Source organism: Polynucleobacter sp. AP-Melu-500A-A1 (genome assembly GCF_018882125.1).
In the GTDB taxonomy this organism is placed as follows: Bacteria; Pseudomonadota; Gammaproteobacteria; order Burkholderiales; family Burkholderiaceae; genus Polynucleobacter.
Genome location: NZ_JACVOZ010000003.1, coordinates 384422 through 399773 on the forward strand (window position 1 = coordinate 384422; position 15352 = coordinate 399773).

Annotated in this window: 20 protein-coding genes; 10 read left to right on the forward strand and 10 right to left on the reverse strand. The window is 45.2% G+C overall.

The genetic code is table 11. From position 1 onward, the window contains the following. Positions 1-5: 5 nt before the first annotated feature. Positions 6-299: a hypothetical protein gene (locus ICN38_RS08435; protein WP_216256618.1), complete on the forward strand. Its 294-nt coding sequence runs from the start codon at positions 6-8 to the stop codon at positions 297-299. Between the two features lie 79 nt (positions 300-378). Here the strand turns inward: ICN38_RS08435 and ICN38_RS08440 are convergent, their stop codons facing one another. Then, on the reverse strand, positions 379-1371 hold the full coding sequence (locus tag ICN38_RS08440) for a D-glycerate dehydrogenase (protein ID WP_216256619.1): 993 nt from the start codon (positions 1369-1371) through the stop codon (positions 379-381). 117 nt (positions 1372-1488) lie between these two features. Here ICN38_RS08440 and fdxA point away from each other — a divergent pair, with 117 nt between their 5' ends. Genes fdxA through ICN38_RS08460 form a run of 4 tightly spaced genes read left to right on the forward strand, consistent with a single transcriptional unit; the run spans position 1489 to position 4219 of the window. After that, complete coding sequence (gene fdxA, locus ICN38_RS08445; protein ID WP_216256620.1) at positions 1489-1812, forward strand: ferredoxin FdxA; 324 nt, start codon at positions 1489-1491, stop codon at positions 1810-1812. 25 nt (positions 1813-1837) lie between these two features. Further along, positions 1838-2884, forward strand: a complete 1047-nt coding sequence (locus tag ICN38_RS08450) for an FAD-dependent oxidoreductase (RefSeq protein ID WP_216256621.1) — start codon at positions 1838-1840, stop codon at positions 2882-2884. 36 nt (positions 2885-2920) lie between these two features. Continuing rightward, on the forward strand, positions 2921-3715 hold the full coding sequence (locus ICN38_RS08455; RefSeq protein ID WP_216256622.1) for a thymidylate synthase: 795 nt from the start codon (positions 2921-2923) through the stop codon (positions 3713-3715). A 15-nt stretch (positions 3716-3730) separates the two neighbouring features. Next, a complete protein-coding gene (locus ICN38_RS08460; RefSeq protein WP_216256623.1) occupies positions 3731-4219 on the forward strand; it encodes a dihydrofolate reductase in 489 nt (162 codons plus the stop codon). On the opposite strand, the gene ICN38_RS08465 is transcribed toward ICN38_RS08460, so the two are convergent. Both ICN38_RS08465 and pmbA read right to left on the reverse strand, forming a co-directional pair. Further along, positions 4220-5302 carry a TRAP transporter substrate-binding protein gene (locus tag ICN38_RS08465; RefSeq protein WP_216256624.1) on the reverse strand — a complete coding sequence of 361 codons (1083 nt, stop codon included), beginning with the start codon at positions 5300-5302 and terminating at the stop codon, positions 4220-4222. It lies immediately after the preceding gene. 31 nt (positions 5303-5333) lie between these two features. Then, positions 5334-6635 (reverse strand): metalloprotease PmbA, encoded by a 1302-nt coding sequence (gene pmbA, locus ICN38_RS08470; RefSeq protein ID WP_370624392.1) that lies wholly within the window; start codon positions 6633-6635, stop codon positions 5334-5336. 71 nt (positions 6636-6706) lie between these two features. Between pmbA and mog the strand changes: the two genes are divergently transcribed. Further along, entirely contained in the window at positions 6707-7330 is a 624-nt protein-coding gene (gene mog, locus ICN38_RS08475) for a molybdopterin adenylyltransferase (protein ID WP_216256626.1), read from the forward strand. Between the two features lie 8 nt (positions 7331-7338). Here the strand turns inward: mog and orn are convergent, their stop codons facing one another. Continuing rightward, a complete protein-coding gene (gene orn, locus ICN38_RS08480) occupies positions 7339-7935 on the reverse strand; it encodes an oligoribonuclease (RefSeq protein ID WP_216256627.1) in 597 nt (198 codons plus the stop codon). Between the two features lie 15 nt (positions 7936-7950). Here orn and ICN38_RS08485 point away from each other — a divergent pair, with 15 nt between their 5' ends. Both ICN38_RS08485 and rsgA read left to right on the forward strand, forming a co-directional pair. Then, positions 7951-9201 carry a M48 family metallopeptidase gene (locus tag ICN38_RS08485; protein WP_216256628.1) on the forward strand — a complete coding sequence of 417 codons (1251 nt, stop codon included), beginning with the start codon at positions 7951-7953 and terminating at the stop codon, positions 9199-9201. Between the two features lie 4 nt (positions 9202-9205). Next, on the forward strand, positions 9206-10219 hold the full coding sequence (rsgA, locus tag ICN38_RS08490) for a ribosome small subunit-dependent GTPase A (RefSeq protein WP_216256629.1): 1014 nt from the start codon (positions 9206-9208) through the stop codon (positions 10217-10219). Here rsgA and ICN38_RS08495 read toward each other — a convergent pair. The 6 genes from ICN38_RS08495 to rpsP form a co-directional block, all read right to left on the reverse strand. Beyond that, complete coding sequence (locus ICN38_RS08495; protein WP_216256630.1) at positions 10164-11123, reverse strand: CobD/CbiB family protein; 960 nt, start codon at positions 11121-11123, stop codon at positions 10164-10166. The two genes, rsgA and ICN38_RS08495, sit on opposite strands and share 56 nt — an antisense overlap. Further along, the gene (locus ICN38_RS08500; protein WP_216256631.1) at positions 11120-11857 is read right to left on the reverse strand and encodes a CoA pyrophosphatase; all 738 of its coding nucleotides are present in this window, start codon (positions 11855-11857) and stop codon (positions 11120-11122) included. Before ICN38_RS08500 ends, ICN38_RS08495 begins: the two co-directional genes overlap by 4 nt. A gap of 65 nt (positions 11858-11922) precedes the next feature. After that, positions 11923-12318: a 50S ribosomal protein L19 gene (gene rplS, locus ICN38_RS08505; protein WP_216256632.1), complete on the reverse strand. Its 396-nt coding sequence runs from the start codon at positions 12316-12318 to the stop codon at positions 11923-11925. Between the two features lie 136 nt (positions 12319-12454). After that, positions 12455-13201 (reverse strand): tRNA (guanosine(37)-N1)-methyltransferase TrmD, encoded by a 747-nt coding sequence (gene trmD / locus ICN38_RS08510; protein WP_216256633.1) that lies wholly within the window; start codon positions 13199-13201, stop codon positions 12455-12457. Between the two features lie 15 nt (positions 13202-13216). Continuing rightward, on the reverse strand, positions 13217-13783 hold the full coding sequence (gene rimM / locus ICN38_RS08515) for a ribosome maturation factor RimM (RefSeq protein ID WP_216256634.1): 567 nt from the start codon (positions 13781-13783) through the stop codon (positions 13217-13219). Positions 13784-13877: 94 nt separating this feature from the next. Beyond that, the gene (gene rpsP, locus ICN38_RS08520) at positions 13878-14123 is read right to left on the reverse strand and encodes a 30S ribosomal protein S16 (RefSeq protein WP_216256635.1); all 246 of its coding nucleotides are present in this window, start codon (positions 14121-14123) and stop codon (positions 13878-13880) included. Positions 14124-14424: 301 nt separating this feature from the next. Between rpsP and ICN38_RS08525 the strand changes: the two genes are divergently transcribed. Together ICN38_RS08525 and ICN38_RS08530 are read left to right on the forward strand one after the other, a co-directional pair. Then, entirely contained in the window at positions 14425-14877 is a 453-nt protein-coding gene (locus ICN38_RS08525) for an META domain-containing protein (RefSeq protein WP_255562775.1), read from the forward strand. Positions 14878-14904: 27 nt separating this feature from the next. Next, the gene (locus ICN38_RS08530) at positions 14905-15351 is read left to right on the forward strand and encodes a hypothetical protein (protein WP_216256637.1); all 447 of its coding nucleotides are present in this window, start codon (positions 14905-14907) and stop codon (positions 15349-15351) included. Position 15352 lies beyond the last annotated feature (1 nt).

The window sequence follows — 15352 nt, forward strand, 5'->3', positions numbered from 1 at the left end:
TCATCATGAAACTCACCAAAAAAGAACTCGTCTTCCTTGACCCTATGCATACAGCCAAAACTCTAGTTTTGGTCTACCTGTGCTTCTCTGTCCCCATCGTTTTATTGGCACTCTTTGTTGCCTTCATTCGAGATGGTGCAATCCCAGGATTTACAGTGTTATCTGCACTCATCCTCAATGCTTTGCTTGGCTTTGGATTGCTATGGATTGCCTGTAAAGTGTATAACTGGGTAGCCGGTAAATTTGGTGGCATTGAATTAGCTCTGCGCGAACTCCCCGAAGAAATCGAAGCTGAATAAATAGTATCTCAAAAACATTAAGCCGAACTGAGTAAAACGCAGTTCGGCTTTTTTACTTTTGACTTGTATGAAGTGCTTCTTAAGCTTTCAATAATTCAGTATTAATTAAGCTGGGTGGCTTCTTGCCCGCTAATGCAGCGCGCAAGTTATCAATCGCTAGGTCCACCATTGCTCTACGCGTCTTTTCTGTGGCGCTGGCAATATGGGGAGCCAATACGACATTGCTCAATTTAAGTAACTCTGAATGCACATTTGGCTCGCCCTCAAATACATCTAGACCGGCAGCAAAGATCTTATTTGCTTTAAGGGCTTGAGCTAGAGCTGCATCATCCACTATCCCACCCCGAGCAATGTTTACAAGGGTTGCAGTCGGTTTCATGAGTGCAATTTCTTTGGCGCCAATGGTATGGTGATTCTCTGTTGTATAGGGCAACACCAAGACCACATGGTCAGCAGTTTGTAATAACTCATTTTTTGAAACATATTTTGCGCCGCAAGCTTTTTCATCAGACTCAGCTAGACGACTGCGATTGTAATAAATCACATTCATACCAAAACCTAAGGCACGCTTTGCAATTCCCTGACCTATACGACCCATACCAATAATGCCTATGGTGCTGTGATGTAAATCTACACCTAGTGGGTTATTCACAATCGACCACTTATCCCAATGCCCGTTTCTTACCCAATGCTCTGACTCTGTTATTCGGCGAGCTGTTGCCATCAGTAATGCAAAACCAAAATCAGCCGTAGTGTCAGTTAATACATCAGGCGTGTTAGTCGCCATTACGCCAGCTGCTGTCATTGCGGGCACATCAAAATTGTTATAACCCACCGAAATATTGGCTACGACCTTCAAATCTTTTGCATTGGCTAAAGCGCTTGCATCAATGCGTTCGCTACCAGTTACTAATGCCCCTACTACGCTTGCAAGCTCTTTTTGCAGCTCTTCTGGAGTAATGATCTGATCCGCCTGATTCGAGCGAACCTCAAAAGACTCCTCCAATTTGGCCAAAGCCTCAGGGAATATGGCCCTGGCAATCAGGATTTTAGGTTTGATCTGAGTATTCATAGGGGAGACTTTACCTCAATTAAATTGACCCTTTTGCCTGAAAAATAGGCTATTTCGGCTAAAATAATATTTTTACCATCTGCCGCATCAATCTTAAGACTCTTGAAATAGAACATCATGACTTACGTTGTTACTGAATCCTGCATCCGTTGTAAATACACTGACTGCGTTGACGTTTGCCCAGTGGATTGCTTTCGCGAAGGCCCAAACTTCTTAGTGATCGATCCTGATGAATGTATTGACTGCGCCGTCTGCGTGCCAGAGTGCCCAGTAAACGCAATCTACGCTGAAGATGATGTGCCAGGTGATCAACAAGCATTTATTAAATTAAATGCTGATCTCTCTCCTGGCTGGACATCTATTACCAAGTCTAGAGCCGCCCTTCCTGATGCAGACGAATGGAAAGACGTGAAGAGCAAGCTTGATCAGTTGGTGAAGTAAGCCTTCCTCAACTGCTCGAGAATTCGTGTCGCACTCACCCACCCAAACCGACGCGGTCATCATTGGTGCCGGTCCAGTAGGTCTCTTCCAGGTCTTTGAACTCGGACTTCTGGAAATTAATGCGCATGTGATTGATTCATTGCCAGAGGTAGGGGGTCAATGTATTGAGCTTTATCCTGATAAGCCAATCTACGACATACCCGCTATCCCGGTATGCACGGGACGGGAGCTAACCAATAATCTTCTCCTACAAATTAAGCCGATGGGCGCTCAGTTTCATTTAGACCAAGAGGTAACAGAGCTCAAGCAACAAGCCGATGGGCGCTTTTTAATTAGCACCTCAAAAGATGAGCACTTTCTTAGCAAAACCATCTTCATTGCCGCAGGGGTCGGCGCCTTCCAGCCACGCATTCTGAATCTGGACGGTCTATCAGCCTTTGACGACCAACAAGTCTTTTATCGCGTCAAACATCCTGAGCAATTTGCAGATAAAAATTTGGTGATTTGCGGTGGCGGTGATGCAGCTCTAGACTGGGTGCTTCACTTTGCGGATAGGGCTGCTAACGTCACCCTCATTCATCGCCGTGATGAATTTAAAGCCGCTCCTCTTGCTATTAAAAAAATGCGTGAGCTTTGTACGTCTAATAAGATGCGTCTACTCATTGGTCAAATTACTGGCTTTGAGACTCATGACAATCGCCTTTCTGAAATTGTTGTTACCGATATCGATGGCAAAACAAAATTGCTCCCATTGGACGATTTACTCATCTTTTTTGGTCTTTCTCCAAAGCTTGGCCCCATTGCTGACTGGGGTCTGGAGATTGATCGCAAACAAATTGCCGTTGACACTCAAAAATTTGAGACCAGCACCCCTGGGATTTATGCAGTGGGCGATATCAATGTTTATCCTGGAAAGAAAAAACTCATTCTGTCGGGCTTTCATGAAGCTGCATTAGCAGCTTTTGCTGCGGCTGAATACCTGAATCCTGAAAAGCAGATTCAACTTCAATACACCACCACCTCCCCTAAGCTGCATAAGGTTCTTGGGGTAAAGCCAAACATATCCGAGTAAGTTATCCTATAGCTATTCATTTTTAGCGAATTTTTTATGCGCCAATACCACGATCTTATGAAAGAAGTTCTAGCCAAGGGCGTCCAAAAGTCCGATAGGACTGGTACCGGAACTATCTCCGTATTTGGATATCAGATGCGCTTTAATTTGGCTAATGGCTTTCCGATGGTGACTACAAAAAAACTGCACCTCAAGTCCATCATTTATGAATTGCTCTGGTTCCTTAAGGGAAGCACTAATAACAACTGGCTTAAAGAGCGTGGCGTCTCCATCTGGAATGAATGGGCAGCACCTGATGGTGAGTTAGGCCCCATTTACGGTTATCAATGGCGTTCATGGCCAGCACCAAACGGTCAACACATTGATCAGATTGCTGAAGTGATTGAAACCATCAAAAAAAATCCTGACTCACGCAGAATTATTGTTTCAGCTTGGAACGTTGCCGATATACCTCGCATGGCCCTAGCCCCTTGTCATGCCTTCTTTCAGTTCTATGTAGCTGATGGCAAGCTTTCCTGTCAGCTCTATCAACGTAGCGCGGATATTTTTTTGGGCGTTCCTTTTAATATTGCTAGCTATGCATTGCTTACCCACATGGTGGCGCAACAATGCAATCTAGAGCTTGGCGACTTCATCTGGACAGGCGGCGATTGCCATCTGTATAGCAACCATCTTGAGCAAGTAGATCTTCAGCTCTCCAGAGATTTCCTTCCGCTACCTAAACTCAACATTCTGCGTAAACCAGATTCTATTTTTGATTATGAGTTTGAGGATTTTGAGATCTCCGGCTACGAATCTCATCCACACATTAAAGCTCCAGTAGCAATTTAAGAGAGTTTTCATAATATGACTCAACCCGCTATTTCTATGATCGTTGCGCGCTCGCGTAATCATGTCATTGGTCGTGATAATCAAATGCCCTGGAAGATTTCAGCAGATCTGCAATTCTTTAAACGTATCACTATGGGCTTTCCGGTCATCATGGGCCGTAAGACTTGGGAGTCCATTGGTCGTCCTCTTCCGGGTCGTCGCAATATTGTTGTGAGCCGTAATGCCGATCTCAGGCTTGCTGGCGCTGAAGTTGCCGGCTCATTAGATGAAGCGCTTGATCGCTTAAGTGAAAGCCCTCGCGTCTTTGTGATTGGCGGAGAACAACTCTTTAAACAAGCCTTTGATAGAACAGATCGATTATTCATTACTGAAATTGATCTGGATATTGAAGGTGGTGACACCTTCTTTGAGGTACCCAATCTAAGTCAATGGCAAGAAGTCGAACGCACCCCAGGCTCAGAAGGTGAAATTACTTTCAATTTCATCACGCTAGAGCGCAAATAGTTACAGTTTTTTAGAAAAACTGTACTGAGCAAAAGCCTCTTCTGCTAAACCAAACCATTGCGCTTCCATGTTTCTGAAAACTCGATAGTCCTCAAAGATTTTCTTAAATTGCGGATTCTTTGCAGCTTCTTCAGCATACGTCTCTTCGGATGCCTTGAAGCATGCATCAAGTACTGAAGAATTAAATTTACGTAAGACAGCCCCGTTTTGCACTAAGCGTTGTAGTGCTGGAGGATTCAGAGCATCGTACTTAGCACCCATATCAGTATGGGCAAATAATGCAGCTGCCTCCCAAGCAGCCTGATATGAAGGCGGTAGAGCATCCCATTGCTTTTTATTTACCAAGAATGAAAGTGATGCGGCACCTTCCCAGAAGGCAGGGTAATAATAATTTTTAGCTACTTTTGCCAGGCCCAATTTTTCATCGTCATACGGTCCAACAAACTCTGCTGCGTCAATCGTGCCCTTTTCTAGAGCTGAGTAAATCTCGCCCGCAGGAAGCTGTTGAGGCACTACACCTAACTTAGTTAACACTTGTCCAGCAAAACCAGCAATACGAAATTTAAGGCCCTTTAAATCCGCAGGAGATTTAATTTCTTTCCGAAACCATCCGCCCATTTGCGTACCGGTTTGACCACCTAAAAAATTCACAATGTTATAACTTGCATACAACTCGCGCATTAACTTCATGCCATTACCTTGCAGCATCCAAGCTGTCTGTTGGCGTGCTGTCATCCCAAATGGAGCGGCTGTATCAAAAATAAAAGCACTGTTTTTTCCAAGATAGTAATAACTGGCAGTGTGCCCACACTCCACTGTCCCATTTTGAACAGCATCTAATACTTGGAGAGCGGGAACTACTTCTCCTGCAGCAAATACTTTGATGTTGAACTTTCCATCTGTTGCTTTGCGTAATGCATTGGCGAAGATTTCAGGCGTGCCATACAAAGTATCTAAGGATTTGGGAAAGCTAGAAACCAGGCGCCAGTTCAGCGTTGGCAAACTTTGACCTATAGCTGGAGCCGCAAGAGTAGCAGCGCCAGCACCTAAAGTGGCTTTCTTTAAAAAGGAACGTCTTTGCATTTTTACTCCTCTGCAGTCTTGAATGTCCGCCTTATTTTCCGCCAACCGTCATTGATCTAATCAAGATCGAGCCGGTTTCTTTGGTGCCCCGAATCAAGGTATCGCTTCCAATCATTTCAATATCTAAAAGCATGTCACGTAAATTACCCGCAATCGTGAGCTCTTCGACGGGATACTGTATTTCGCCATTCTCAACCCAGTAACCAAATGCTCCGCGTGAATAATCGCCCGTGACATAGTTCACGCCCTGACCCATTAATTCAGTGACCAGCAAACCAGTACCCATCTCTTTGAGCAAAGCAGGCAAGCCACCCTTAGGCGTTTTTTTACTCTGTAAAGTCAGATTGTGAGATCCGCCTGCATTTCCAGTGGTTTGCATTCCCAATTTACGTGCAGAGTAGGTTGATAAAAAGTAACCCTCCAAAATACCCTTATTGACTACTGTCCGAGCAGAAGTTTTGACGCCCTCCTCGTCAAACGGTGCGCTACCCGTCATCGACTTCAAGTGAGGGTCTTCAAAGAGACTGATGTGTTTTGGTAGCACTTGCTTGCCCAAGCTATCCAGTAAGAAGCTGGAACGGCGATATAAAGCGCCACCTGAAACCGCCTGCACCAATCCGCCGAGCAAGCCAGCAGACAGAGGTGCTTCAAAAATGACAGGGCAACGACGCGTGGTGATCGGCCTTGCTTTGAGGCGAGATAGGGCGCGCTCTGCAGCGTACTTACCAATCGCCGCAGGATCAGCCAACTCCTCAGGTATGCGTGAGCTGCTGTACCAGTCATCTCGTTGCATGCGGGCTTGCTTACCTTTTTCAGTCGCAATCGGTGCGCAAGAAATGTAATGTCTTGAAAAGGGATATCCGCCCATGAAGCCATGCGAAGTTCCCATCATGAAATGCGCATGATGTGCTGAGACAGAAGCGCCATCACTATTTTGAATTTGTTTACTCACTGAAAAAGCGCTGCCCTCAGCAATGCGAGCTATTTCTACCGCGTGCGCAGCGTCAATATTCCATGGATGAAATAAATCTAAATCCATGGGATTTTTTTCTAAGAGCTTGCGCTCTGCAGGACCAGCGCAATTATCTTCAGCTGTATGCTGGGCAATATGGTATGCAGCTTCCACAGTTGCCTTAAGAGATTCCTTTGAAAAATCACTTGTGCTGGCATTGCCGCGACGGTGCCCCAAAAAAACCGTCACTCCAACCTGTTTATCGAGACTTTGCTCAATGGTCTCTACTTCGCCCTTGCGAACCGTCACCGAGAGCCCCTGACCCTCAGAAATCTCCGCTATTGCATCTGAGGCACCCCTTCTTTTGGCCTCTTTGAGCATGAAATCGACAATTTCTTGAAACTGGTTTGATGTATATGTAAACATGCCCTAATAATAGCTAGAATAGAAACATGAAGCATACCGAAGCTTGGAAACGTAAGACCCCAAATGAAATCAAAATTGGCTTGATCTCAGTCTCTGATCGAGCCAGTAAGGGCGTTTATCAGGATGAAGGAATTCCAGCCCTACAGGGCTGGCTCATGAAGGCAATTAGCAACCCCAGCGTCTTCCATGAAAGGCTTATTGCTGATGAGGCTGAAGTCGTCACTGAAACTATTGTGGAGCTAGTAGATGACCTGGGGTGCGATTTAGTCTTCACCACAGGCGGTACAGGCCCATCCCGCCGTGATGTGACCCCTGAAGCCACGCTTGATGCTGGCACTCGCAGAATGCCTGGATTTGGCGAGCAAATGCGCCAAATTAGTCTTCATTTTGTACCAACAGCAATATTATCTCGCCAAACCGCTGTTCTTCGTGAAATTGATGGTCATGCAGCCTTAGTGATTAATTTGCCAGGTCAACCTAAAGCCATTGCAGAAACCCTAGAAGGCCTCAAAGATGCAGAGGGAAAATCGCTCGTCCCAGGAATCTTTGCTGCTGTTCCCTACTGTATCGATTTAATCGGCGGCCCGTATATAGAAACTAACGAGGCAGTTATTAGAGCTTTTAGACCCAAAAGCGCCATCAAAAAATAAATTGAGTTTTATTCCGGTAGAGGAACAATAAATTTCTCGCGGTAATACTTTAGCTCTTCAATCGATTCTTCAATATCAGCCAAAGCTGTATGGGCCTGGTTCTTCGTAAAGCCCTTCACTAATTCTGGATGCCAACGTTTGCATAACTCTTTTAAAGTAGAGACATCGATATTTCGATAATGAAAGTATGCTTCTAACTTTGGCATGTACTTAGCCATGAAACGCCGATCTTGACCAATGGTGTTACCGCACATCGGCGCAATTCCCGCCTTAATATATTTCTTTAAAAAGGCAATGCATTCTGCCTCGACAGTAGCCTCGTCCTGGGTTGACGCCTTTACCTTATCAATCAAACCCGAGCGCCCATGAGTACCTTTATTCCAAGCATCCATAGCATCCAAAAGGGCATCTTCTTGATGCACTACCCAAACAGGGGCAGTAGCAATGGTATTGAGATGCGCGTCTGTAACAATGATGGCAATCTCCAAAATACGCTCAGTTTCAGGGTTTAAACCTGACATTTCCATATCTACCCAGATCAGGTGCTCATTGGAAGGCGCCACCTTTGCTGATGGGGGGTGCGTCGTGTTAGTTTGTTCGCTCATATCTATAATGATCTCATGACATTCACAATTGTTTTTCTAATCGCTTTTATCGCTAGCTTTGGCTTACGCCACTGGCTTTCCCAACGCCAAATTCGCTTTGTTGCGCGACATCGAGACAGCGTGCCAGCTGAATTTGCTGAAAAGGTAACTTTAGCGGAGCATCAAAAGGCTGCAGATTACACGATTGCCAAATTACGACTAGGCATTTTAGAAAATGGGGTTAGCGCTATTATTTTAATTGGCTTCACCTTATTGGGTGGCTTAGAAATTCTCAATATTGCGTTATTGCAATTATTGGGCGATGGTATCCCCCAGCAAATTGCTCTACTGGCTTCCATTGTCATCATCTCCGGAATCATTGATATCCCCTTCTCTTGGTATAAACAATTCCATCTTGAAGAGCGCTTTGGCTTTAATCGGATGACTAAAAAATTATTCTTTAGCGATATGTTCAAGGGGATTGGCATTGGTGGGGCGATTGGCATTCCCTTGCTATGGATCATTCTCTCTTTAATGGCTAAAGCAGGAGATCTCTGGTGGCTTTGGGCATGGGGCGTTCTCACAGCATTTAGCTTGCTCATGCAATGGATTTTTCCAACCTTGATAGCGCCACTCTTTAATAAGTTTGTTGCGCTAGATGATGGTCCGCTCAAAACCCAAATTGAAGCCTTATTAAAGCGTTGTGATTTTGCAAGCCAAGGATTGTTTGTGATGGATGGCAGCAAACGTAGCGCCCATGGAAATGCCTTTTTTGCTGGCATGGGTAAAGCAAAACGGATAGTCTTTTTTGACACTCTCATCGAAAAACTAAACCCTGGCGAAGTTGAAGCAGTGCTTGCACACGAATTAGGTCATTTCAAATGTAAGCATATTCGCAAGCGCTTGTTTGTTTCCTTTCTACTGAGCTTTGCCATGTTTGCATTACTAGGTTGGATCAGCACTAAAGTCTGGTTTTATACCGACCTTGGTGTCATGCCTAACCTCAATGGCTATAACGGTGGCTTAGCTTTGGCATTGTTCATGCTGGTCTCGCCCGTGTTTAGTTTTTTCTTGACACCGCTAGGGAGCTTGGCTTCACGTAAACATGAATATGAAGCTGATGGCTTCGCTGCAGAAAAATCTTCCGCAAAAGATTTAATCTCCGCCCTGGTTAAGCTATATCAAGATAATGCGTCGACCTTAACGCCCGATCCCATCTATACCGCATTTTATAGTTCGCATCCTCCCGCCCCATTGCGCATTGCCAATTTGCAACGATTTAAGTAAGCCAATGGAACGGTTTCTTGCGCTACTGACAGCTTCCTATGGAAGGCATTATTTAGCGCAGCGGATTACAAAAGATGATCTAGGCAATCAAGTATTAGGGGAAGAGCTGATTCAGGTAAGTACCCCAGCCAAGCAACATGTAGGCGCAGTGGGTGATAAGCTCATGCTTGAAAGCACCTCAGTAGATCAGGCGCGTATTTTAGAAATTGAACCAAGAGAAAATTTACTCTATCGCTCTGATGCCTTTAAAAGTAAACTGATTGCTTCCAATGTTGATCAAATTCTGGTTGTTCTCGCAACCCAGCCCGCCTTCTCGCCCGATCTATTGGGCAGAGCCGTGGTTGCTGCTGAAACCAATCAAATTGGTCTGCATATCTTGCTCAATAAAAGCGATCTCAAGGTTAACTTAGCGCATGCTCGAAAAATCATTGAGCCCTATGTGCACATGGGCTATCCAGTCAGTGAAGTCTCTGCTAAATTTGACTCCGCATCTATAGATGCACTCCGCCCTGCTCTACAAGGTAAGGTCTCGGTTTTTGTTGGTCAATCGGGCATGGGTAAATCTAGCTTACTCAATGCCTGGGTACCGAATGCTGCAGCGCTGACACAAGAATATTCAGTCCGACTGGATACGGGTAAACACACCACCACTGCCTGCCGCTATTTTGAGTTACCAGAATCGTGGGGCAGAGATGCCGATGGTAAATTGGGTGCGCTGATTGATTCACCGGGATTTCAAGAATTTGGTTTGGCCCATATGTCAGTCAGCGAGCTACAACATGCCTTTAGAGAATTTCAAGACCTCTTAGGTAAATGCCGTTTTTATAATTGCGCTCATCAGGCTGAGCCAGACTGTGCAGTGCGCGAAGCAGTCGAAAGAAACGAAATAGCGCCAGAAAGACTAGCGCTATTTAGACAACTGCGTTCGGATTCAAAAACTGCGGATACGCAATTGCAAGGAATTACCCAAGCCAAACAGCGATGGTCAGCATTAGCAACAAAGCCATCCAAGCGATAACTAGGCGCCATACCAAGCCCACTGCTGAACGCATCGTCCGCTCGGTAGGCTCCATACCTACTTCGTAGACTAAAGGCTCACCTGCTTCTGCCATCCGCAAGGCCTCATCACTATCCGGCTCACTTAAAGGCTCACCTAAACGTACGCCAAGTGCACCACTACCGGATGCCAAGATCACGCTGGATAAAGAGTCTGGCCACTTCTGAGTAAGGTAGCGCCAGCCATAGGCGGCGCCTTCGAAGTTACCAACAATCGCAAAGCCCATCGCCGTGATGCGGGCCGGAATCCAATCGAGTACATAGAAGAAATGGCGTGCCGCTTCGCTCAAGTTAAAGTCTCCACGCTCCGACCAGCGCTGCGCAGCAATATCCGCTAAGCGATAAAGAACAACGCCCGCAGGACCCATTGGCATTAAGAACCAGAAGAGTACGCCAAAGACATGGCGATGAGATCCAATGATTGCCCGCTCTAAGGCTAATGAAATTACCTCTGTCTCAGTTAATTGAGAAGTATCTAACTCTGGACCATACCACTCCCCTAGCGCAGCACGTGCCGCAGGTAAGTCATGACTTTCGATAGCTTCATGAACCAAAGTAAATGAATGGCTGAACTGACGAAACCCAAAGAAGAGATATGCAATGATGATGTTCCAGATGAAACCTAAGATTGGGTAGGTCACCATGCAAACAACATAGATTACAAATACCAAAAAGGTGGGGAGAATGAATGCTACTAAACAAGCCATGCGAGCACCCACTGGGCTTGCCCCTGCATCCGTCTTGCCACCGAATTCACCAGCAACCCAATCTAACCAGCGAGCACTCACACGAGCAATCCAATGGCTAGAGGTTACTGGGCGATATTGCTCAGCAATGAGGGCGAAGAGGATGGAAAAGAAAGTCATACTTTTAATAGATGATAAAGGTTACGTAACATTCCGGCAGTAGCGCCCCAGATAAAGCGATTCTCGTAAGGCATGGCATAAAAACGGCGACTGCCCTGCTCGCTTTGCCACATTCTTACTTGATGGTTTGCTGGATCCATCAAAAACTCCAGAGGTACCTCAAAGACATCTGCCACTTCAAACTCGTCTAGTACGTATTCTGCCTGAGCTTGGACTAATCCAACCACCGGCGTCACGCTATATCCAGAAACCGTAAGGTATTGAGGCATATGTCCAATAATCTCAACTCGATTTCGATCCAAACCAATTTCTTCTTCACTCTCACGTAAAGCAGTGTCATTGGGACCACTATCACCAGGATCCATTCTGCCTCCTGGAAAACTAATCTGACCAGCATGGTCGCGCAAATGATTTGTTCTTTGGGTTAATAAAACCGATAAACCCTCTTCCCTCTGCAATAAGGGGACCAATACTGCTGCTTGCGTTACCTTTCCTGCAGCTTGACGCTTGGCAATAATATTAGAAGCAATTACCTGACGATTCTCATCAGTAATCTCTGGCTGCCAAATCGGAGGATCCCGAAAGCGTCCTCTCAACGCATTTGCCTGTAAGGAAAATAACGATACTTTTGCCTGATCATCACAAACCGCATAAATGGGTACTGCTCGAGCATCAAAACCAGGCGGTGCTGCGACATTTATCGCATCTTCTTCAGGCTTTGGGATCTTGGTCATAGATATATTCTAAGGTAACAAAAAAGGCGACCTAGGCCGCCTTTATTTGTCTGCAGCGAAGCAAATTATTCAGCAGCTGGAGCCGCTACTGCTTTGGTGCGCGCTTGTAACTTCTCTTTGATACGTGCTGACTTACCAGAACGATCACGCAAGTAGTACAACTTAGCACGACGTACGTCACCACGACGCTTTACTTCAACGCTAGCGATCAATGGTGAATAGGTTTGGAAAGTCCGCTCAACGCCTTCACCAGAAGAAATCTTACGCACGATAAAGCTGGAATTGAGTCCGCGATTACGCTTAGCAATCACAACGCCTTCAAAGGCCTGAGCACGCTTACGCGTACCTTCAACAACGTTCACACTAACAACCACTGTATCGCCAGGAGCAAAGCTTGGCAAAGTTTTGTTAGCAGTTAAGCGAGCAATTTCTTCTTGCTCAATTTTTTCTATCAAATTCATTTTTAATCCTTAAACATCTTGTTAGCGTTTAATCCCGTGATCTTCATCAACGGACCTAACAGAGGATGCAGTTAAAACCATTTCACTAAACCAAAAACTAAACCTTTAAATCACCACTGAGTATTACTAACAGTATTTACAGTGTGCGAAGAAATTGTTCATCTTCTCGGGTTAGCAACCCATTGACTCTTGCCGATTCAATTAAGTCCGGCCTTAGCCTTAACGTCAGCTCTAGAGACTTCTGCCGACGCCAATCTGCTATTTTAGCGTGATGTCCACTTAAAAGCACGTCTGGGACAGATAAATTTTCATATATTTCAGGGCGAGTGTAGTGTGGATGGTCTAAAAGACCATTCATAAAGCTATCTTGGGCAGCTGATTCGCCATCCCCCAGGGCTCCTGGAATCAGGCGAATAACGGCATCCATCATGGCCATAGCGGGTATTTCACCGCCAGAAAGCACAAAATCCCCGATAGAAAGCTGAATATCGACACTTCGATCCACAAATCGTTGGTCAATAGCCTCATAACGACCACAGATGAAGCTCAAATTACCGTAACTGAGGATGTCTGTCGCAATCTTTTGAGAAAAACGCTCACCTTGGGGCGCCAAGAGGCAAATTGGACCACTTTTGATATTTGCCGCTAGATGAGCCGCTTTAATACCAGCAACAATGTCTTCCAAGGGCTTGACCATCATGACCATGCCTGGACCCCCACCATAAGCGCGATCATCCACCGTCTTACGTGGATCTGAACAAAAATCCCGTGGATTCCATAAATGAATACTCGCTAAGGATTGTTCGCAAGCGCGTCCAGTAATGCCCCACTGCGTGAGTGCAGAGAACATCTCTGGAAATAAGGTCACGACATCAAAGCGCATATTTTATTTTCTGGTTTATTGCCAGTCTGATTGCCAATCAAGCGTAATCACTTTATTTGGCAAGTCAACCTTTTGTACCACTTCTTTTACAAAGGGTACAAGATATTTAGTTTCTTTAGAAGAGCTATCACCTATAGCAATCACGCCATGTGCACCATTTTCAGTGACATCGATTACTTCGCCTAGCATCTCATTTTGTAAATTGATCGCATGGCAACCAATGAGATCAATCCAATAATAAGAATCGCTTTCTGCTTTTGGAAATGCGTCGCGCGCTACCAAGATGCGAGCGCCTTTGAGTGCCAAGGCTTGATCACGATCAGTCACACCATCCAATGTCATCACGACATTGCCACTATGCATCTTGGCACTCTTGACCTTGTATTGCGTCAAAGAGGCTTGCTCTATAGAGGCAGCAACGCCAGCATCCCTGCGCGGGATGAGAGATAGCCAGACTGCTTTAGAAGATAGAAGTGCTACAGGTTCGCTTGAGTGAGGTCTTACCTTCACTTGACCCTGCAATCCTTGCGCCTCAGAGATGGCGCCAAGTTCAATCAAATCATTTAGGGAAGGTGTACTCATTTGAAAGCCACCTTATTTTCCCGAAATAGAACTACTGATAAATCCTGCTTCTAAAAACCGCATCCTAAAGATGAAGTTTTTAGTTAAACAATATTTAGACAGCAGGATTGTTTTTGATTAAACGAACAACCGTTGGAGATACTTGTGCGCCAACACCAGTCCAGTAAGTCAAACGATCTTGAGCAATGCGCATGGCTTGCTCAGATTCAGCTGCTTGTGGATTGAAATAACCAATGCGCTCGATAAAGTTCGAGTCACGACGGTTGCGCTTATCAGTAGCAACGATGCTGTAAAAAGGGCGCTTCTTAGAGCCGCCGCGTGCCAGTCGAATGACGACCATACTTATTCCTTAAAATCTAAAATGAAAACAGGTTGATTACAACCCAATGAAATTTCTACAAAAAATCTTGGGCTCCAACTCACCAGGCAAATGCAAGGTAGAGCGGAAAACCTCATATTCTAGACGAAAACCCCCACTTCTTCCACCTATTTAAGTGTTTAAGCCATTAGAATAGAAAATTCCAATATGTGAAATATTCATATAAATCAATAACTTATAAAAAATGGCTGCCAAAATAGTGCTCTCCAACCCCTTCAAAAGTAGCTTAAATAGCCTATTGATAACGATTTCTTGCCTAGCTTTGTCTCTTTTGACAGCCTGTGCCAATGTAATCCCCCCTTGTGGCGCAAAAACCAGCCCTCCGAGTAGTGAACTGCGAAATACTAAATGGGAATTGACCCGATGGAATCTTCCTCCCAATGCCAATGGGGAAGTTCGTACTCGCCAGATCCCCCAAGGCGAGAGCAGTAATCCCATTCAAATCACCTTCGATAGCAAGGGTGATCGGGTGAGCGGCTCTACAGGATGCAATCGATTTACTGCCAGTCTAGATGAAGATGCAAAAGGCTTTACCTTCAAACAAATTACGAGCACAAAAATGTCATGCTCCTCTGCGCGCATGGAACTCGAAAATGATTTTCTATATGAACTAAATGACTACCGCAATATTGTGCGCAATGGCGATCAATTACTGATGATTGGCACGGACCGAGAAGTATTGAGCTTTACACAACGAAGCCTTACTAGCAAATAAGAAAATGATTTGGCCTCTGATAGATTCATGAAAAACTCAAAACTCCTTTTTTGCGCGCTTGGCTTATTCTTTCCTGGTACGGGCTTAAATTGCTTTTACTTACAAGGTCTCAAATCTTTTTGGGCCTGGATTCAATTGATTGCCTTGCTTGGCGGTATTGCAGGTTGGGGCCTACTAAAGGCGGCCCACTTTCACTCGGCCCCTGGATGGGTAATGATCACTTTTGGCTTTATTGCAGTCGAAGCCAGTTGGTTAACAACGATAGCTTTTGGTTTACGTCCAGATGACAAATGGGATGCCCAATTTAATCCTGGAATTGATGAGGCTAAACGGACACGCTCTGGCTGGCCAGCGATCCTGACAGTGATTTTCTCTTTGGTACTTGGTGCCGGCGTGATGATGACCTTCCTAGCTATTTCGTTTGAGCAATTCTTTATTTCTCAAATTTACGAAGCGAAAAAGCTATCTCAGTAAT